Raw genomic sequence first — 18,225 nt, forward strand, 5'->3', positions numbered from 1 at the left:
CTCGGACGGGTGGGCTTGCTAGTTCCTGCGCTATGGGAGTTACACGCGCAGTGTTATCGGATCGCGACATATTTCGTCTCGCCACAAATCGTTCTGTCGGCGTTGGACAGAACGACGTCATTGAATGGAACGTAGGTCGGTCAGGCGAGGTCGGGCGGTGGCGCGCGCGGCTGTGCGATCACTTCAAAGCGATGCGTCGCGCCAGTGCGATGTGAAGCCGCGTTGCGTACGTAGCGCGTCGCTACAGGCGGAATGACGTTCGCAATCGTAGATAGCGCTGTCGGCGTCGACAGCAGTACGAATGCGTCACACAGCGTGCGTTGCGTCGAATGGAGAGATGCAAGCGATGCGCGTGGTGGTGTGTTGTTGTCGTTATCACTGCGCGTGCAGATCGAAGGCAGTGATCCGTCCGGTAGCGCGTAAGCCGTAAAATCCGGACCTGTAGGGCGCGAAGGGCGATGCGCAAGCGGCACGGCCAACAGCACCAGCCCGTAGAGGGCGGCGAGCAGAAATCTGGCGCTGTATGAACGTTGAGGATTCCACATGGTGCAGCATCGTATGCAGGACCATTTGAAAGCGTCAATTTATCCCTCGGAAAACAACCAGTAAGTCGCAGTTGCCGTAAGGCAGAATGTCGCTATCCGGTTGACCATGATCACACCCATGCATGTTCTTTGTTCGAGTTAAAAGGTGTGCTGTGATCCAGCGTCGACTGAAGTCAATTTGGGTGCGACGTAAGTGTTCGTTGACCCCCGGGGGGTGCCATAGGCCACTAGGGCCCATGCTGAGAGAGAGTGACGCATTGGTCCTCGTGGAAGCAGGCGCCGTATGTAGGCGCTTCCTGTTTCCACTCGATCCGAGGCCTGATCTCTCTCGCGACATAACGTCGGTACGGCTTGCCTGGGGAAGCAACCTTCGTGCAGATGTCCGTCGCTTCAGGAACGAACCTGGGCGCGGAAATCCGTCGGGAAGCAAACCCGGTTACGGCCCAAATAAAATAACGGAAGCCGGTGCATGTGATGCGCCGTCGGATTGGTTTGTTGCCGGCGCTGCGCGGTTGCTAACCATAACTCGCTTCCAGCAGAGGAAACGCTAACGCGCGGTAGCAGACGACACGCTTGATGTGGTGCGAAAGCGCGCTGCGCCAAGTGTGGGCCGAGCGTAGCCAGACAGAAATGAGAACGAGCCGTCATGTGCGCCAGAGGTGCTGGACGGCTTATCGGCGGGATCAGGTGCGTCAGCACGCTCTAATGGAATTTTGTTATCGCGATGGCCATAGCAGCAGCAACAACACCATTATCGGACGTTCACGACAGAACCACTTCGGTTCCCGAATATAACGAAAGCGTCATACGCGCGTTCACCGTGGCGACGGTCCTCTGGGCCGTCTTCGGTCTTTCGGCCGGTGTGTGGGTCGCGCTGCTTCTGGCGTTTCCCCAGCTCAACGTCGGCGAGTTCTTCACCTTCGGCCGCCTGCGTCCGGTACACACCTCGGGTGTGATCCTGGGCTTCGGTGGCAACGCGCTGCTGGCGACATCGCTATATGTCGTGCAACGCACCTGCCAGGCTCGACTGTGGGGTGGGCGTAATCTCGCCAGCCTGCTGTTCTGGAGCTACCAGATCGTGATGGTGGCCGCCGTCATCAGCTATCCGCTGGGCCTGACGCAGTCACAGGAATATGCGGAGCCGGAGTGGTTCCTCGACATTCTGATCACGCTGGTCTGGTTGCTGTATCTCGCCATCTTCGTCGGCACGCTGGTCAATCGTCGCGAACCGCATATCTATGTCGCGAACTGGTTCTTCCTGGCCTTCATCATTACCGTTGCCGTGCTGCACATCGTCAACAACATGGCGATGCCGATCTCGTGGACGTCAACGAAGAGCTATTCGTTTTACTCCGGCGTTCAGAGCGCCATGATCCAGTGGTGGTACGGGCACAACATGGTGGGCTTCTGGCTCACCGCCGGCTTCATCGGCATGATGTACTACTTCGTGCCGAAGCAGGCCGAGCGCCCGATCTACTCCTACCGTCTGTCGATCGTGCACTTCTGGGCGCTGGTGTTCCTGTATATCTGGGTCGGTCCGCACCATCTTCACTTCACGGCGCTGCCGGACTGGACGCAGACGCTCGGCGCTGCATTCTCGATCATGCTTTGGATCCCCTCATGGGGCGGCATGATCAACGGCATCATGACCCTTTCGGGCGCCTGGCATAAGCTGCGCACCGATCCGATCATCCGCTTCCTCGTCGTGGCTGTTGCCTTCTATGGCATGTCGACCTTCGAAGGTCCGCTGATGGCGCTGAAGCCTGTGAACGCGCTTTCGCATTACACGGACTGGACCGTTGGCCACGTGCATTCCGGTGCATTGGGATGGTGCGCGCTGATGGCGTTCGGATCGCTGTATCACCTCGCTGGCAAGCTTTGGAACCGTCCGCTGTGGTCAATGAAGCTGGTTGAGGTTCACTTCTGGCTCGCAGCTATCGGCATCGTTCTCTACATCACCGCGATGTGGGTCTCGGGTATTACCCAGGGCCTGATGTGGAAGGCTTATGACGACTACGGCTTCCTTATGTACTCGTTCACCGACAGCGTCGCGATGCTGCATCCCTACTATGTCGTCCGGGCACTTGGCGGAATCTTCTTCCTCGCCGGCGCCATCCTGTTCGCGATCAACATCTTCATGACGATCTACGGGGCGCATGAGCAAAAGTCCGCTGACAAGCGACTTTCTGCTCGCCCGGCCCCTGCGGAGTAAGCCGATTATGAATCACGCACTCATTGAAAAATCGGTCGCTCTGCTGTTCATGCTGACGTTCATCGTCATCTCGATCGGCGGCCTCGTACAGATCGTGCCGCTGTTCAAGATCGCAACAACCGTTCCGCCGGTTGAAGGCATGCGTCCCTACACGCCGCTTGAGCAGCTGGGGCGCAACATCTACACGCGCGAAGGCTGCTACACCTGCCACAGCCAGATGATCCGTCCGTTCCGCGATGAAGTGGAGCGTTACGGCCATTATTCGATCCCGGCTGAGAGCATGTACGACCACCCGTTCCTCTGGGGATCGAAGCGCACCGGTCCGGATCTGGCGCGCGTCGGCGGCAAGTATTCGAATGCCTGGCAGCTGGCGCATCTCGTCAATCCGCAGAGCGTGGTGCCGGTGTCGATTATGCCGTCATACGCGTTCCTGAAGGACAAGCCGCTGCAGTACGATGATATCGATCTGCATCTCAATGCGCTGCGCTCGGTCGGTGTGCCCTACAGCGACGAGATGCTCGAAAAGGCGCGGGCCGACATCGAGGCGCAGGCGACGGGCCAGGGCGACACCGACGATTTGCTGAAGCGCTATCCCAAGGCGCGGTTGGGCGACTTCGACGCCAATCCATCTGAGATTACCGAGATGGATGCATTGATTGCGTATCTGCAGATCCTCGGTGCACTCGTCGACTTTTCCGAACCCGGTGCAGCCAACGCAACCCCGGCGAAATGAGACCGCTTATGAGCAACCAATTTTATGCACTGCTTGAGGCATGGTGGCCGGTTTTTGGAATCGTGCCGTTCCTAGCAATCGTACTTTACGTCATGCGTCCGGGCGCCAAGGCCAAGGCCGAATACAAGCACGACGCCGAGATTCCGTTTGAAGACGGGAAGGACGATCGCAATGGCAAGTGAGCGTCGCTACGATCCCGTAACTGGCCAATACACGACCGGCCATCAGTGGGACGGGATTGAAGAACTGAGCACCCCGCTGCCACGCTGGTGGGTGATCTCGCTGGTGGTGTGTTTCATCATCGCTATCATCTACGCGTTCCTGTATCCCGCGTGGCCGACGACGAAGACCTACTACACAGGTCTGCTCGACTGGACGAGCCATAAGGAACTGGCGGAATATCAGACCGAAGCGCGCGCGGGGCAGGCGCATTGGCGCGAGCAAATCGCAGCAAACACTGTGGGCGATATCGCTGCTTCCGATGATCTGCGCACCTTCGCGGTTGCTGGCGGCAAAGCGCTGTTCAATGAAAACTGCGCTGGCTGTCACGGCATCGGTGCCGGTGGGCAGCAGGGTCAGTTCCCGTCGCTGATCGACGACGATTGGCTGTGGGGCGGTACGCTGGATGACATTTACCAGACGGTGACACACGGTATCCGCAACACCGATGAGTCCAGCCGCCAATCCGAAATGCCTTCGTTCAAGGACATGATGAGCGAAGAGGAAATCGCCGCCACTGCGAAGTTCGTGCTGGCGATGTCCGATGCGTCCGTTCCGGTTGAGACACGCAACGCAATGCCCGGCGCCGAGCTGTACTCCAACAACTGTGCCGGCTGCCACGGTGCTGAGGGTGAAGGCATGCGCATGATGGGTGTGCCCGCGCTCGCCGATCAGATCTGGCTGTATGGCGACACTGAAGAAGCCATTCGCAATCAGATTGTGCGTCCCAAGATGGGCAGCATGCCCGCGTGGGGTACTCGATTGGGCGATGATGCAGTGAAGATGCTTGCTGTTTACGTCCATTCGCTCGGCGGCGGAGAGAAGTGATGCATACCCATGCATCCACAGCACTAGGGCATGCCTCTGCGCAAAGACCGCGCACTGGCACGCCCCATGCCGCAACCGGAAGGTTTCGGCAGGTCAAGACCGCGCTTACGGTGTTTTTGCTCGGTCTTTTCTACATTGCGCCGTGGGTGCGCTGGACGCGGGGGGGTGAAAGCTCGCAGGCCGTCATGTTCGACGCCTCGGCGCAACGCTTCTATCTCTTTGGCCTTGAGTTCTGGCCGCATGATCTGCCGCTGCTGCTTGGTCTTTTGATCTTTTCCGCAGCGGCGCTTTTTTTTGTGACATCGCTTTTCGGTCGTGTGTGGTGCGGCTTTGCCTGCCCACAAACAGTCTGGACTGATCTGTTCTTTGCGATCGATCGCCGTGTTGACCGTATGCTCGGCCGCGATCATCCGCTCGGCCAATGGGCGAAGACGGGCGTTCACGTCGTTGTGGCGGTTTTCACTGGCTTCACGTTCGCTGGCTTTTTCACCAACATTGTCGAGCTTGGGCCGCAGTTCATTTCCGGCGAAGCTTCGATCGTAGCTTACGTCACGATCGGTGTGCTCACGTTCACGACGTACACGCTGGCCGCGCACGCACGTGAGAACGTCTGTCTGCACATGTGCCCGTGGCCGCGGTTTCAGGCGGCGCTGCTGGACCCTGAAAGCCTTGTTGTCACCTATCAGAACTGGCGTGGAGAACCGCGCGCGCGTGCACGCGTGCCGCTGCGGCCGGAGATCGCTACACTTGATAGCAGCGCCTATATCATGCCGCGCGTGGCCAACCCGTCAGTGACGGGCAGCAATGCTGCAACCACCTATCGCGGAGACTGCATCGACTGCGGCAAGTGCGTGAGCAGTTGCCCGACGCGGATCGATATTCGCGAAGGTTTGCAGCTCGGCTGCATTGGCTGCGGCCTTTGCATCGACGCGTGCAACACGGTTATGGAGCGCATTGGCCGCCCGCACGGCCTCATCAACATGGCGCCGGAACTTTCGGCTGTCGGAGGATGCGCAGGCAAGTCGGGCCGGATCCGCCTGTTCCGCGCCAAGCCGATGTTCTTCGCGTCGATCATGATGGTGACCGGTTCGGCCATGGCCTGGGCACTGGCAACGCGCAGCGACGTCAGCGCCGCTGTCGAACATCAGCGCCAGCCGCCGTTCGTGAAACTGTCCGATGGCAGCATCCGCAATGATTACACGCTGCGCTTCAGCCGCTTGGGCGTGCATGATTCAAACGTTGAAATACGAGTCGAAGGGCTTGATGGTGCAGCGATCCGTCTGAGCAACAGCGCGCAGGCTTCGTTCACTCAGGGCGCCCGCCGTTCGTTCAGCGATCGGGTGATGGTGACGGTTCCGAAGGCCAGCGTCCCCAAGGTGCGCGTGCCGATTGCCTTCGTTATTACTGACCGCGAAACCCGTGCGCCTGTTGCGCGGCTGGAAACTTACTTCTGGGGACCGGGAGGCGTGCGATGATCAATTACCTTCGGGGGCTGTTCCGCAACGACCGCTGGATACCGGCTTCGTTTGTGCTGTTCTTTATCTTCCTGACGGGTGTTGAGGCGGTGCTCATCACGCTGGCGGTCGGCAGCTTCACCGGGCTTTCTGATCCGGACCCCTACCAGCGTGGGCTCACCTATAATGACACGCTCAAGGAGCGTAAAAAGGATCGTGAACTGGGCTGGCGCATCAGCGTCGATTTCGATCGCAACGGTGATCTCGACGGGGAGGTTACTGTTGTCGCCTACGATCGTGACGGCAAGCCGCTGACCACGGCGACCGTTACCGGTACGATTGGCAGGCCGGCAGGTGGTCACGAGCCAGTGGCTATTCCGTTCGGTCCGCTCATAAGTGGCAAAGCAACAGCGCGAGTTTCGGTGCCGACTCCGGGACGTTGGTTCCTCTACATTCGCATCGAAGACGGTGACACCAAAATCGAGCGTCGCCGGGAAATCTTCATCGAGAACGCTTTGACGCATAATCAGACAGGGAGGGCGTTATGAGCAGTCTGCTGCTTCTCATCCCCATCGCTCTGGCACTGGGTGTGCTTTATCTGATTGCGTTTCTGTGGAGTTTGCGCGCCGGTCAGTACGACGATCTTGAAGGCGCTGCTGCCCGCATCCTATTCGAAGACGAGCCAAAGGAGCGTGACGACCGTGACCGTGACTAGCTATTCGACAGTGTTTCCGAAGGATACGCCGGAGCGTAAGCGTGCGCGGGCAATTCTGGCGGTATTCAACTCGACCATGGCGCTCTTCATCGGTGCGATGACGGTTGGTTGGCCAGTCGGATTGGCAGTGGCCGTCGTGCTGGCTGTGCTGCCGTATACGCCGCTGCTGCTGCGCGTCGTTCCGGAACTGGTCGCGGAAAACAAGCTCTCTTCTGCGCTCGCCGCATTTCTTGCAGGCGCCGTAGTGGGCACCGTGATCTGGGGCTTTTCGGTTGCATTCTATATCGCGCTCGCTTTGGTGCCGGTGATGTTGGCGACCATCCTCTATGCTGCGGTTTCGAATCCGCAGATTTCTAGCGTCGATTAGAAACGTTATATCTGGCGCCGACATATCCGCAGAACTGTCATGAGAAAGGGGAGCATCGCGCTCCTCTTTTTTTATGCCTGAGCCGCCCCACATGGAGCGTGCGCGCCTCCATTTTTCGTGATTGTCGCCGCGCGTGGAACATGCCAGCGCCAGCGCGCGTTTTATTGTGGGCCGGTGCTGCCGGAAGCGAAGGAAGTTTGCGATGAGAAAATTGACCGGAGCGCTTGCGTTCGCGGCAGTGCTTGCAACAACTGCTGTCGGGTTTGCTGCAGAACCGAAAGCGCCATTTGAGCTGCCGCCACTGCCTTACGCAGCGAACGCGCTTGAGCCTGTGATCGATGCCAAGACGATGGAGATCCATCATGGCAAGCACCACCAAGCCTATGTAACGGGGCTCAACAAAGCGATTGCGGCCGACAAAGCTTTAGAGGGCAAATCGCTTGAGGAGTTGCTTGCAAACGCGGGCACGCTGCCTGCTGCGGTGCGTAATAATGCGGGCGGCCACTGGAACCACTCGCAGTTCTGGAAATCGATGAAGGCACCGGGCACCGGCGGTAAACCCGCTGACGCGCTTGCTAAGGCCATCGAGACAAAGTTCGGCAGCATCGATGAGTTCAAGCAGAAGTTTCAGACCGCAGGCACCGGCCGGTTCGGTTCAGGCTGGGTTTGGCTGGTTGTAACGCCGGGTGGTGAGCTGGAAATCACCTCGACGCCTAATCAGGATAATCCGCTGATGGATGTTGCAGAGGTAAAAGGCGCGCCGATCCTGGGCAACGATTTGTGGGAGCACGCCTACTACCTGAAATATCAGAACCGCCGCGCGGACTATCTCGGCGCCTGGTGGGATCTCGTCGATTGGGCTGAAGTTTCCAAGCGCTTTGATGCTGCAAAATCGGCCGCGAATTGATTTCCAATCTTTCGATCATATGAGACTTGAGCGGCGCCTTGACGGCGCCGCTCTGCATTTTTGCTACGGACCCGCAAATGCGGTCAGGCCGCTGCTGCAAGCAGCTTCTTCGCTGTGTCGGCAGCAATGTGGTCGTGCTCAACGGCAAGATTGAACCACTGGGCCTTGATGGTGTCGTCGCTTGCACCCTGATACAGACGGAAATATCGATCCGTGCGCCGTTGCGCGTGTTTTACGATCGACTGCAGGTGCTTGATGTTCGTGATTGAAGACGTCGAGGACATGCGTCACTTCCAACTTGAAGTGTGCGGCTGTCATGTACGTGCGTGCACAGACTGCGAACGGTCAATCCGTTCGCACGCAAATGCGCATTAGCCGCCAAATTTTGAATAAGCTCGTTCGCTCACCCGGAACTGCGATTGCGTTCCGGGGCTACTGCCCGGCTTTGTGACGCCGAGCCTCCGCATATACTTCGTTGGTTGTAAAATGCATGGCAGTGAAAGCTAGAGCTTCGGCGTTGGTAAAACAAGCTCCCCGGCCCTGATGTCGCGGAGTCACGTCATGTGTAGTGCCGTCACTGTTTTCGCCGGACTGACAGGGCGCCAAGGTGATGGCCGGAACAACGAGCCTACTTGATCACGAGATTTGGTACTGTTTGATATTGCACCGTCCGGTTTTGAGGGAGCAGTCAGTTATGTTCTTTACGCATTTGTGCCGTGTGATTGCGGGTGTGGCACTATTTTTGGGCGCTGTCCGGTTTGCATTTGGCGTCGCCACCGCGAGTGGCATTTTAAGCCTAGAGGTATTGGCGCGGTACACGACGAAAACGTCGTCGGGTGCAGCTATCGATTCAGGAGCGCTGGTCATCTTTGCTGCAGTGGTTATCGGAACGCTGGCAGAAATAAGCCTATCGGTGCGGCGCCGACCGTAGCAACGGTGATGTGCAACGACGCGAAATTCGTAGGGGCACTTTCTACCGCTCGACAGGTGTTACCGCACCCATGACATTGGTTTGCACTACGCCCTCGATTGGCGTGATCTTCGTCAGCACGGCTGCATTGGCGTCGCGCCCTGATGGACAATCGAGCTGAGCGACGAGCTTGTCGTCCGCCAGCACCACGACATTGGCGAGCTTGCAGGCATCGAATTCAATCGATCTGATTTTTGTGCTGACATCGCCGGCGTTGGCCGCTCGCAGCAGCTCAATCAGCAGATATACCTTAACCATCTTCTCCGCTCCCGTTGCATGGCGCTGGAGGGATAACGCTGCAGCCTGCGCTGCCGGTTCCGTGCACGGAGTGGTGTGGTCAGGACTCAGTTATGTCGCGCGCAGTACTGCGGTGCAGGCAGGTTGTTGTCTGGCACTCAGTGGAAGTCGCGGGAGGCAGGCAGTATGCGCACGTTGCGTGGATGGTGGGCGCGGGGTTGCTGCGGATGCTTGAACACGTCGGCTCTGGCGAGTTCTATCGTCGACGTGTGCCCGTCAGACAGGCGCAGCAGATCATCGCTGCGGTCGTGGACTCTGACAGCCATCAGATGAGCAACGCCCTCCGGGCTGATCTGCATGCGGCCTTCGACCAGCAGCAGCCGTGCGCCCATAACCTCACGGCGAAATTTTTCGAATTGGCGTGCCCACAGTACGATGTTGACGATGCCGGTCTCGTCCTCAATCGTGATGAAAATCGCATTGCCTTTGCCCGGCCGCTGACGAACCAGCACAACGCCAGCCACGCGCACCCAAGCGCCGTCAGGGCGTTGGTTGGCTTCAAAGCATGTCACAATGCCGTTGCGCGCAAAGCCATCGCGCAGACAGCCGATCGGATGCCCCTTCAGTGACAGGCGCGCTGTCTGGTAGTCGGTTACGACGTGTTCGCTGAGCGACATCTCCGGCAGGTTGGCCGGTGGCTCGTTCGCCAGCTCCCGTTCGCGTGCGGCAACGAATAGCGGCAATTCTTCCGCATCGGGAAAACGTCGTGCGGCCCACAAGGCATCGCGCCGATTGAGGGCGACGGACTGAAAACAATCGGCATCCGCAAGCACGCGAAGCGCCTTTTGTGGCAAGCCGGTGCGCAAGGCAAAGCTGTCTATGTCAGCATAGCCGTTGCCGCGTCGATTGATTAGAATCTGGCTCCAGGCCTTATGCATGCCGTCGAGCTGGCGGAAGCCAAGCCTGAGAGACGTGCGGCCGTTAGAACCAACAGTCAGGGTGTTGTCCCAGACACTTGCATTGACGTCGACGGGATGCACCTCAACGCCATGCTCGCGGGCATCACGCACAATCTGAGCCGGCGCATAAAATCCCATCGGTTGCGCGTTAAGCAGCGCACAGGCAAAGGCCGCCGGATAGCGACACTTGATGAATGACGATACATAAACAAGGCGAGCAAACGAGGCCGCATGGCTTTCTGGAAATCCGTACTCGCCAAAGCCCTTGATCTGCTCGAAGCAGCGTTGCGCAAAGTCGCGCTCGTAGCCGCGCTCGACCATGCGCTCTACCATTTTTGTCTCGAAGGTATGGATGGTGCCGACATTGCGAAATGTCGCCATGGCGCGTCGCAAGCCGTTTGCGTCCGCATCGCTGAATTCGGCGGCCACCATGGCGAGGTGCATTGCCTGCTCCTGGAACAGCGGCACGCCTTTGGTTCGGAACAGGATATGCTTGAGTTCGTCGGGATCATGGGGCGGCGCTGGCGAAGGGAAGGTGATGGACTCAGCCCCCGAGCGACGGCGTAAGTAAGGATGCACCATATCGCCCTGGATCGGCCCCGGCCGCACAATCGCAACCTGAATGACGAGATCGTAGAATTCCTTCGGCTTCAAGCGTGGCAGCATGTTGATTTGGGCCCGGCTCTCGACCTGGAATACGCCGATGGAATCGCCCTTCTGCAGCATTGCGTAAACATCCGCCTGCTCCGGTGGGATGGTGGCGAGATCGTAGTCGACCCTTTCGTGCACCCGCATAAGATCGAGCGCTTTGCGGATGCAGGTGAGCATGCCGAGCGCCAGAACATCGACCTTCATCAGCCCGAGCGTGTCGATGTCGTCCTTGTCCCACTCTATGAAAGTCCGTTTCTCCATTGCCGCGTTGCCGATGGGGACCAGCGCATCGAGGCGGTGGCGCGCGAGCACAAAGCCGCCGACATGCTGCGAAAGGTGCCGAGGAAATCCAAGAATGCGGCATGCGAGAACGATCGCGCGCCGGATGACCGGGTTTTGCGGATCGAGCCCGGCCTGACGCAGATGCGCGTCGCTGATCGAAGAGCCCCAGCTCCCCCATTGTGTGCCAGCGATGCGCCCCGTGATGTCGTCGGAGAGCCCGAGCACCTTGCCGACATCGCGAATGGCGCTGCGCGGACGGTATCGAATGACGGTGGCGACGAGACCCGCTCGCTCCCGGCCATAACGGTCGTAAATGTATTGAATGACTTCCTCGCGCCGCTCGTGCTCAAAGTCGACGTCGATATCCGGCGGTTCGCGCCGCTCGCTTGAAATAAAACGCGCGAATAAAAGATTGCTTCGCGCCGGATCAACCGAGGTGATGCCGAGCACGTAGCAGACAGCGGAATTCGCCGCCGAGCCGCGTCCTTGGCACAGGATGGCGCGACGCCGGGCCTCGGACACGATGTCGTGAATGGTTAGGAAATACGGCGCGTATTGCAGCGTGTCGATGATGGCAAGCTCATCGCGCAATTGCGTTGCGACCTTCTCCGGAATAGCTCCATCGTAGCGGGTGTTGGCTTCACGCCACGTCAGGTGCTCAAGCCAGCCTTGCGGTGTCCATCCGGCCGGCACCGGCTCGTCGGGATATTCGTACTTCAGGTCTCCGAGCGAGAAGCTAACGCGGGACAACAGATCCTGCGTTGCCGCGATCGCTTCGGGAATATCCCGGAAAAGATGCGCCATCGCTGCGGGCGTTTTGAGATGTCGCTCAGCGTTTGCTTCCAGCCGACGACCGGCGGTTTCGATCCGCAGGCCCTCGCGAATGCAGGTCAGCACATCCTGAACGGGGCGTTGTTTCGGTGTGTCGTAGAGCACATCGTTGACCGCTATGAGCGGAACGCTGCTTGAAACAGAAAGCTGGTGCAGGGCGGCGAGACGGCGCCGATCATCGTAGCGAAAGTGCTGAGCAGCCGCGAGCCACACGCGATCGCGCGCTGTCTTTCGCAAAGTTGCAAGAATTACGGTCAGTCGCGTCAGATCAGGCTCGGGTGGGATGACGATGAGCAGCAAGCCCGTCAGGTCGGCGAGAAGATCGTCCAGGCAAAGCTTACACTCGCCTTTGCCAGCCTTAATTTTACCGTAGCTCAGCAGTCGGCACAGACGCTCCCAGCCGTCCCGGTTTTCGGGATAGGCGATAATGTCGGGCGAGCCATCGCAGAACACGAGGCGGGCGCCGACGGCGAGTCGGAAAGTAGCCGCGCGTTGTTTGATGGCCTCGGACATCTGAGCCCATTCGGCCTCTTTCACGCTGGCAATCCACGCGTGCTCGCCCGGCCCCGAGCCGTCGCGGACTTTCTGCGGCGCGGGTAAGCCGTCACGACGCAAATCCTGCAGGGCGCTATAAGCCCTGACGACGCCGGCAACCGAGTTGTGGTCGGCAATACCGATGCCGCTGTGGCCAAGCATCAGCGCGCAACCGACGAGATCTTCAGGATGAGAAGCTCCGCGCAGAAACGAGAAATTGGTGGTGGTGACAAGCTCGGCGTAGTCCGCGGCCGGTCGTGTTTGCAGGTCCGTCATGGGAACAGCCCATGCAGAAACCATTTACGCTGGGATGGGACAGCTGCTGTGGCGTCGGATCGGAAAATCCAGAAGCGCTGTCCGTTGTCGCTCTCGACGCGAAAATAATCCCGTGTGCCGTATCCAGACGGTGTGCGCCACCACTCGTCTGCGATCCGCTCCGGGCCGTTGGTGGTGTCCAGACGATGCACGACGCGCCGCCAGCGCAGCATGACCGGCTCTTCTTTGGTGTCGGTTTCTACTTCGATTGCATGCGGCTGGCGATAAAGCAGAATAGGCCGTGAATGGTTCGATCCCGAAGCGATCCAATCTTTGCATCTGGATTGAGGGAGGGAACCGGCCATGGCTGGAACGACCATTTGCGCGCGCTCTGGGATGTGGGTGTCGCCGGGGCGCAGACGTGTGATGTTTGCGGAGCCGAATACCGTGCTGAGCCGGTCTATGAGCTGCATGGTCTGATCGTCCTGCTCCGCCCGAGCGTCGAGTGTCGTCTGGCTCTCGATGCAGCGTTCCGTACGCAGAACGACGAGACGGATCACATCGAAGCCGAAACCGGGATCAAGCGGATCGACGAGTGCGTTCAGCCGGTCGTGAAAGAGCCGCATGACGACGTCGGCATCGCGTGTTGGCAAACTCGTTTCGATGCAAACGCGGCGAACTGCACCATCAGAACGCAGAAACAGCGCCTCAAAGGTTCGTCCCCCCTTGCCGCGTGCGTGCAACGCATCGCCCGCTTTGGCCACAAGAAGTGCGAGAATGGCTTCGATCACGTCTTGGCTGATGACAGGTTCAGCGCAGCGGTGCTCGGTGCGCACGAGAGGGACTGACTTCATCGGCGATATACGCCGGTCCTCCTCGCCCAGCACGCGCGCGAGTTTGCCAGTGAAGGCCGACGTGAACCGGGCCGTGAACAAAACCGAAGGGCGATTGGCAACATCGGCGATTGTCTTGAGGCCCGCCCGTTTCAAGGCGACAGCATCTTCCGATGCGCATTCGAGCGCAGCGATTGGCAGCGTGCGCACCAGCGCGCTGTCGTTGACGAAGCACGGACTAACGCGGGCAAAGCGCGCGAGCGCGCGGGCCATGTCCGGTGTTGGCGCAACAGCCATCCTGACGCAAGATGCTCCGGCGGCTTGCAGCACCTTTTGCAATCGTTCGGCCAGCCCGGCTTCCCCTGCGAACAGATGCGCGCATCCGGTGATGTCGAGCGCCAGACCGTCGGGTGCATCCAGCGCAACCGAGGGTGTGACGGCATTGGCAAGATCGGCGAGGTGTTTGAGGTAGGCGGCGTGCGCTTCCGGATTGTTGGACAGCGCATGCAGCTGAGGAATGCGCGCGCGCGCATCCGCAAGCGTCGAGCCGGGCAGCAAGCCGCAGCTTTGTGCGTGCGCGTCGACAGCCATCAGCCTTGAGACGCCACCCGCCCTCTCAACGAATACGAGAGGCCGTTTCTCCTGGCTTCCAGTCTCATGCCGCCAGCGATCCGCCGCCAGAAATGGTAGCCATAGACACAGGTAGCGCCTCGGTAAAACACCGTTGGTCATGATCCCACCTCACGCGGCTGCGTTGTCCGACCTGCCCGGCCGGGTGTTTGAGCACCGTCACGTCAAAAACAAGTTGCTGATCCGCATCATGAGGCCCCGTTTCTGTCACTGTGCGCGTCGTCCAGCGCAGCTGGGCCGCATTGGCCATGGGTATGCCGGCGAGTTGGATCAGAACGACCAGAACCCCGGATTTCTCCGCGGCAAGCTTCAGGCGACGGCTGGCTGTCAGATCGACTGGCCGAATGGTTTCGAGAACAACGGCACCGAGCGCCTGGCAGCGCGCACCCTCCAGAGCCGCACGCAAAGCATCGACATGAGTGCGCAGCCGGGCGACGATGAGGCTATCGGGAGCAAACGCGAACCCGGCCAATCCTGAACCACACGGCTCACCCGTTTCCACCGCGGCGGCGGCCTCGCGCACCCAGAGAAAATTCGCCGGGCGCGATAACTGAGAGAGCCTCTGCGAGGCTAGGGCCAAGCCGAAGCTAACCGCAGCGGCGGGATGTCCGGGGTGCGCAACAACCTCGCGCAAGACGACGGCTGGACCAGGATCTATGCATGTTACTCTCGGCGGCATGCGGACACGCTGAAACTGATTGTTCTCTTTTTGTTCTACGTGCCTTTTGTCATTTTGTCCAGCGGCCAAATGCTATTTTCTATGAGGGGCCCCGAGAGTTGGGGAACGACCTGCTCAAGCACGCGTGCCGCAGCAACTTGGCCCTTCTGATCTCAGCCCGCGCGCGGCAACCGTACGTGTGCGAGCAAACCGCCAAGCGATGACCGGCCAAGTTCGACACTGCCGCCATAAAGCTGGGCGAGATCTCGCACGATGGCCAATCCGAGACCGGAGCCGGTAGAGCCACTCTCCCATTGCTCGCCGATTTTGAACACGACGTCCCAGGCTTCCGGCGGCAGTCCCGGCCCGTCGTCTTCCACCACCACCGAAACGAAATCGCCGCCGTCGTCTTCATTCGTGCGAACGACGACGGTGCTTCTTGCATGCTTGCACCCGTTATCGACCAGGTTGCCCAGCATCTCGTTCAGATCCTGCGCTTCGCAGGCCACCATCACATTTGCCGGGATGCGGTTCTCGATATTCAATCCCAGATCAATGTGCAGCCGCCCCAGAGCGCGGACCACCTGATCGGCAGTTTCACCCAGAGAGGACGCCGCGACAGGCTTCGCCCGCCCCACGGCCGCTCGCGCACGCGCGATCTGATAATCGATCTGGCTCTGCATCCTGCGACACTGCTGCCGGATAACGGCTGCGGCATGCGTCGCGCCGCTTTGCTCCAAACGGTGGGCTTCATCGACCAGTATCGCCATCGGTGTTTTCAATCCGTGGGCGATATTTCCCGCCTGCGTACGGGCGCGGAGCATCTGCTCGCCGGATGCCAGCAGCAGGCTGTTCAGGTCGTCGATCAGCGGCTGCACTTCTTCGGGGAATGTGCCGCTGACGCCGGGCGCACCATTGTTGCGCAACCGGGAAAGCGCTTCACGCAATTGGCCGAACGGCGCCATCGCGTACAGCAGCAGCAACACTGCTGCGCCAATCAGCGACAACGCCAATGTGCCAAGCGACCAGACCAGAACCTTGTTGAACTTCCGCAGTTCGTCGTCGAGAAAATGCCGGTCGGTGCCGATGATGATGCGCAGCGGATCGCGGCTGGTGTCCAGCCAGCGCAGGCGCTCGGCCACAAGCAGCTCACCCGTTGGCCCTTTTATGCGATGCGTGTGAACCTGTGCATCGACGCCATCGTCATCCGGCACGTCCAGCTTCGGCCCTTCAAGGGAAGCTGACCGCGCCAGTAGTTGGCCGCCTTTCTGTATCTCCCAGTAGAAGCCCGAAAGGGTCTTCAGATAGCGTGGATCGCTGAGCGGACGCTGCAGCTGAAACTGCCCGTTCTCGTCAAGCTCCATCAAACTCTGCAGCTCATCGAGATGCACGTAGAGTTCTTCGTAAAACTGACTGACCAGAAAGTCCTTCGATACGCGCGACAGCAGAAAGCCCGCAACGACAACGCCGATTGCGATCCAGATCGTTGCAACAATGATGAGACGGGTTTTGAGGCTGCGGATCATCGGATCAGTCCATCCGGTATCCCAGACCGCGTACGGTGGTTATGAAATCGCGGCCGAGTTTGCGGCGCAGGCGGCTGATATACACTTCGATGGTGTTGGACTCAGCCGTCGCGTCGAGCGCATAGAGACGCTCAGTCAATTCGCTCTGCGAGACTATGCGTCCCGGCCGGTGCATGAAGTAAGTCAGCAGGCGGAGTTCTGACGCGGTTAGGTCAACGGGGGCACCCGAAGCCGTCACCTTGCCCGCAGCCGTATCGAGACTGACGCCCTTGTGGTTCAGGGTTACGCTTGCCGCGCCAGATTTACGCCGAATGAGCGCGCGCAACCTGGCAACCACCTCGGGAATGTGAAACGGCTTGGTGATGTAGTCGTCGGCACCAGCGTTCAGCCCCTCCACTTTCTCAGTCCACGTTCCTTGCGCCGTCAGAATGAGAACGGGCATGTCGCATTTCTCAGTCCGCCATTTGCGCAGCACCGCCATGCCCTGCATTTTCGGCAGTCCGAGATCCAGGATGGCGGCGTCGAAATGTTCGCCGAGGCCCATCACCACGCCGTCTTCGCCGTTGGGGGCATGATCCACGACAAATCCATTCGGCCGCAGCCCAGTTACGAGCCGCCCGGCAATGTCGTCGTCGTCCTCAACCAGCAAGATCCGGATGTCAGCCTCCAGCGTAGACGGAACGGATAGAAAGGGGACCTGAAACGAACCTGAAGGCCGCCGCCGGCCGCAAACCGATCCCATGGCGCCCACCTTTTCAGGTGAAATTCAGGTAGCCGTGCCACAGCCCTCATCAGGAGTGGGAGCGATTGCGGCCTATGTCATTAACAAAAATAGTCTTTCCTACAGCAATAGGTGTCTTTCTGGCGCTCGGCTCAGCCTTTGGTGTCCGAGCATCCGAGATCGTCGTTTCGCAGGCGCAGATCGATCGCCTTGAAATCCATCTTGTGGAAGTGCGTTCCGCTGCCGAGGAAGCCATTGCGCTGCTGCCCGGCACCATAATCCCGCCGATGAACAGCCGCGTTGCGGTGCCGGCTCCCTTCGCGGGCACCGTCGTCACCGTCGATGTGCTGCCGGGCGAGACGGTAGCGCCCGGCGACGCGCTGATGACAATCGCCAGCCGCGAACTGGTTGAGACGCTGTCGCAGCTTCGTCAGGCCGAGGCCAACCTTTCAGCCGCCCAGGCCGTCGCGCAGCGATACAAGGGACTGGCCGAGAAACGAATTGCTTCGCCCACGCGCGCCGCTGAAACCGAGGCCCAACGGGCAGGGCTGCAAGCCGTGGTCGAGGAGCACGAGCGCCTCGTTTCGCTGGGTAACATCAAGACCAATGCCGATGGCTCATATTCGCTCATCGCGCAGCGTGCTGGCCGGGTGGTGGAATTGAACGTTGCGCCCGGCGCGAACATTGCCGCAATGGCGCCGGCCATTACGATCGACACCAGCGACGATCTATGGGTCGAGGCACAGCTGCCGGCTTCGCTCATCGGCCGGGTGCACGTCGGCGACACCATCCAGCTTGAGAACGGTGCGAAGGGCAAAGCGCTGTCGGTTAGCCACACGGTTGATCCGCGAACGCGCTCAGCGCTGCTGACGGGTAGCTTGCCGGCGGATTCCGGCTTCGTGCCCGGACAGATGGTGACGTTGAGTATCCATCGCAAAGCGCAGGCCAGTGGTCTGGATGTGCCCGCTTCTGCTGTCGTCTGGCTGCACGGGCAGCCGAGCGTATTCGTGCGCACCGATGCAGGCTTCAATGTGCTTGCCGTAACGCTGAAAGGCAAAACGCTGCACGGTGCGACGATCGAAGGCGATCTGACGCCGGGGCAGAGCGTTGCCGTGTCGGGGCTGGCACAACTTGAAAACATGATCGGCGAGGAATGAC

The 18,225-nt window shown here is 59.7% G+C and carries 18 protein-coding genes; 10 read left to right on the plus strand and 8 right to left on the minus strand.

Annotated elements, in window-relative coordinates:
• Nucleotides 1–140 precede the first annotated feature (140 nt).
• Nucleotides 141–545: a hypothetical protein gene (locus C6Y62_RS05645; RefSeq protein WP_068461860.1), complete on the minus strand. Its 405-nt coding sequence runs from the start codon at nucleotides 543–545 to the stop codon at nucleotides 141–143.
• 724 nt (nucleotides 546–1,269) lie between these two features.
• On the opposite strand from C6Y62_RS05645, the gene ccoN reads away from it, so the two are divergent.
• The 9 genes from ccoN to C6Y62_RS05690 all read left to right on the plus strand — a co-directional run bounded on the left by ccoN (nucleotide 1,270) and on the right by C6Y62_RS05690 (nucleotide 7,980).
• A complete protein-coding gene (ccoN, locus tag C6Y62_RS05650; protein WP_173953152.1) occupies nucleotides 1,270–2,757 on the plus strand; it encodes a cytochrome-c oxidase, cbb3-type subunit I in 1,488 nt (495 codons plus the stop codon).
• A 7-nt stretch (nucleotides 2,758–2,764) separates the two neighbouring features.
• Nucleotides 2,765–3,490 (plus strand): cytochrome-c oxidase, cbb3-type subunit II, encoded by a 726-nt coding sequence (gene ccoO, locus C6Y62_RS05655; RefSeq protein ID WP_068461856.1) that lies wholly within the window; start codon nucleotides 2,765–2,767, stop codon nucleotides 3,488–3,490.
• Nucleotides 3,491–3,498: 8 nt separating this feature from the next.
• Nucleotides 3,499–3,672, plus strand: coding sequence for a cbb3-type cytochrome oxidase subunit 3 (locus C6Y62_RS05660; protein ID WP_173953153.1), 174 nt, complete (start codon nucleotides 3,499–3,501; stop codon nucleotides 3,670–3,672).
• On the plus strand, nucleotides 3,662–4,537 hold the full coding sequence (gene ccoP / locus C6Y62_RS05665) for a cytochrome-c oxidase, cbb3-type subunit III (RefSeq protein ID WP_173953154.1): 876 nt from the start codon (nucleotides 3,662–3,664) through the stop codon (nucleotides 4,535–4,537). Before C6Y62_RS05660 ends, ccoP begins: the two co-directional genes overlap by 11 nt.
• Nucleotides 4,538–4,722: 185 nt before the next feature.
• Complete coding sequence (locus tag C6Y62_RS05670) at nucleotides 4,723–6,012, plus strand: 4Fe-4S dicluster domain-containing protein (RefSeq protein WP_173953155.1); 1,290 nt, start codon at nucleotides 4,723–4,725, stop codon at nucleotides 6,010–6,012.
• Complete coding sequence (locus C6Y62_RS05675; protein WP_068461849.1) at nucleotides 6,009–6,539, plus strand: FixH family protein; 531 nt, start codon at nucleotides 6,009–6,011, stop codon at nucleotides 6,537–6,539. The genes C6Y62_RS05670 and C6Y62_RS05675 overlap by 4 nt, the downstream gene beginning before the upstream one ends.
• On the plus strand, nucleotides 6,536–6,706 hold the full coding sequence (gene ccoS / locus C6Y62_RS05680; protein ID WP_068461848.1) for a cbb3-type cytochrome oxidase assembly protein CcoS: 171 nt from the start codon (nucleotides 6,536–6,538) through the stop codon (nucleotides 6,704–6,706). Before C6Y62_RS05675 ends, ccoS begins: the two co-directional genes overlap by 4 nt.
• Nucleotides 6,693–7,073, plus strand: a complete 381-nt coding sequence (locus tag C6Y62_RS05685; protein ID WP_173953156.1) for a hypothetical protein — start codon at nucleotides 6,693–6,695, stop codon at nucleotides 7,071–7,073. Before ccoS ends, C6Y62_RS05685 begins: the two co-directional genes overlap by 14 nt.
• Before the next feature lie 202 nt (nucleotides 7,074–7,275).
• A complete protein-coding gene (locus C6Y62_RS05690) occupies nucleotides 7,276–7,980 on the plus strand; it encodes a superoxide dismutase (RefSeq protein WP_173953157.1) in 705 nt (234 codons plus the stop codon).
• Nucleotides 7,981–8,063: 83 nt separating this feature from the next.
• On the opposite strand, the gene C6Y62_RS05695 is transcribed toward C6Y62_RS05690, so the two are convergent.
• The 7 genes from C6Y62_RS05695 to C6Y62_RS05725 all read right to left on the minus strand — a co-directional run bounded on the left by C6Y62_RS05695 (nucleotide 8,064) and on the right by C6Y62_RS05725 (nucleotide 17,004).
• The gene (locus tag C6Y62_RS05695) at nucleotides 8,064–8,264 is read right to left on the minus strand and encodes a hypothetical protein (protein WP_173953158.1); all 201 of its coding nucleotides are present in this window, start codon (nucleotides 8,262–8,264) and stop codon (nucleotides 8,064–8,066) included.
• Nucleotides 8,265–8,953: 689 nt separating this feature from the next.
• Nucleotides 8,954–9,208 (minus strand): hypothetical protein, encoded by a 255-nt coding sequence (locus tag C6Y62_RS05700; RefSeq protein ID WP_173953159.1) that lies wholly within the window; start codon nucleotides 9,206–9,208, stop codon nucleotides 8,954–8,956.
• A 137-nt stretch (nucleotides 9,209–9,345) separates the two neighbouring features.
• Nucleotides 9,346–12,720, minus strand: a complete 3,375-nt coding sequence (locus tag C6Y62_RS05705) for an error-prone DNA polymerase (protein WP_173953160.1) — start codon at nucleotides 12,718–12,720, stop codon at nucleotides 9,346–9,348.
• A complete protein-coding gene (locus C6Y62_RS05710) occupies nucleotides 12,717–14,264 on the minus strand; it encodes a Y-family DNA polymerase (protein WP_173953161.1) in 1,548 nt (515 codons plus the stop codon). Before C6Y62_RS05710 ends, C6Y62_RS05705 begins: the two co-directional genes overlap by 4 nt.
• Nucleotides 14,188–14,685 carry a hypothetical protein gene (locus C6Y62_RS05715; RefSeq protein WP_246274403.1) on the minus strand — a complete coding sequence of 166 codons (498 nt, stop codon included), beginning with the start codon at nucleotides 14,683–14,685 and terminating at the stop codon, nucleotides 14,188–14,190. The genes C6Y62_RS05710 and C6Y62_RS05715 overlap by 77 nt, the downstream gene beginning before the upstream one ends.
• A gap of 308 nt (nucleotides 14,686–14,993) precedes the next feature.
• On the minus strand, nucleotides 14,994–16,346 hold the full coding sequence (locus tag C6Y62_RS05720) for a sensor histidine kinase (RefSeq protein ID WP_173953162.1): 1,353 nt from the start codon (nucleotides 16,344–16,346) through the stop codon (nucleotides 14,994–14,996).
• A 4-nt stretch (nucleotides 16,347–16,350) separates the two neighbouring features.
• Nucleotides 16,351–17,004, minus strand: coding sequence for a response regulator transcription factor (locus C6Y62_RS05725; protein WP_476729752.1), 654 nt, complete (start codon nucleotides 17,002–17,004; stop codon nucleotides 16,351–16,353).
• A 158-nt stretch (nucleotides 17,005–17,162) separates the two neighbouring features.
• On the opposite strand from C6Y62_RS05725, the gene C6Y62_RS05730 reads away from it, so the two are divergent.
• Complete coding sequence (locus C6Y62_RS05730) at nucleotides 17,163–18,224, plus strand: efflux RND transporter periplasmic adaptor subunit (protein WP_173953164.1); 1,062 nt, start codon at nucleotides 17,163–17,165, stop codon at nucleotides 18,222–18,224.
• Nucleotide 18,225 lies beyond the last annotated feature (1 nt).

Origin of the sequence: Hyphomicrobium sulfonivorans (assembly GCF_013306565.1) — a bacterium.
GTDB lineage: Bacteria > Pseudomonadota > Alphaproteobacteria > Rhizobiales > Hyphomicrobiaceae > Hyphomicrobium_A > Hyphomicrobium_A sulfonivorans.

Coding starts and splice junctions, on each gene's coding strand:
- C6Y62_RS05645 (WP_068461860.1), bottom strand. CDS start 545: ATGTGGAATCCTCAACGTTCATACAGCGCCAGATTTCTGCTCGCCGCC.
- ccoN (WP_173953152.1), top strand. CDS start 1,270: ATGGCCATAGCAGCAGCAACAACACCATTATCGGACGTTCACGACAGA.
- ccoO (WP_068461856.1), top strand. CDS start 2,765: ATGAATCACGCACTCATTGAAAAATCGGTCGCTCTGCTGTTCATGCTG.
- C6Y62_RS05660 (WP_173953153.1), top strand. CDS start 3,499: ATGAGCAACCAATTTTATGCACTGCTTGAGGCATGGTGGCCGGTTTTT.
- ccoP (WP_173953154.1), top strand. CDS start 3,662: ATGGCAAGTGAGCGTCGCTACGATCCCGTAACTGGCCAATACACGACC.
- C6Y62_RS05670 (WP_173953155.1), top strand. CDS start 4,723: ATGTTCGACGCCTCGGCGCAACGCTTCTATCTCTTTGGCCTTGAGTTC.
- C6Y62_RS05675 (WP_068461849.1), top strand. CDS start 6,009: ATGATCAATTACCTTCGGGGGCTGTTCCGCAACGACCGCTGGATACCG.
- ccoS (WP_068461848.1), top strand. CDS start 6,536: ATGAGCAGTCTGCTGCTTCTCATCCCCATCGCTCTGGCACTGGGTGTG.
- C6Y62_RS05690 (WP_173953157.1), top strand. CDS start 7,276: ATGAGAAAATTGACCGGAGCGCTTGCGTTCGCGGCAGTGCTTGCAACA.
- C6Y62_RS05695 (WP_173953158.1), bottom strand. CDS start 8,264: ATGTCCTCGACGTCTTCAATCACGAACATCAAGCACCTGCAGTCGATC.
- C6Y62_RS05700 (WP_173953159.1), bottom strand. CDS start 9,208: ATGGTTAAGGTATATCTGCTGATTGAGCTGCTGCGAGCGGCCAACGCC.
- C6Y62_RS05705 (WP_173953160.1), bottom strand. CDS start 12,720: ATGACGGACCTGCAAACACGACCGGCCGCGGACTACGCCGAGCTTGTC.
- C6Y62_RS05710 (WP_173953161.1), bottom strand. CDS start 14,264: ATGACCAACGGTGTTTTACCGAGGCGCTACCTGTGTCTATGGCTACCA.
- C6Y62_RS05720 (WP_173953162.1), bottom strand. CDS start 16,346: ATGATCCGCAGCCTCAAAACCCGTCTCATCATTGTTGCAACGATCTGG.
- C6Y62_RS05730 (WP_173953164.1), top strand. CDS start 17,163: ATGTCATTAACAAAAATAGTCTTTCCTACAGCAATAGGTGTCTTTCTG.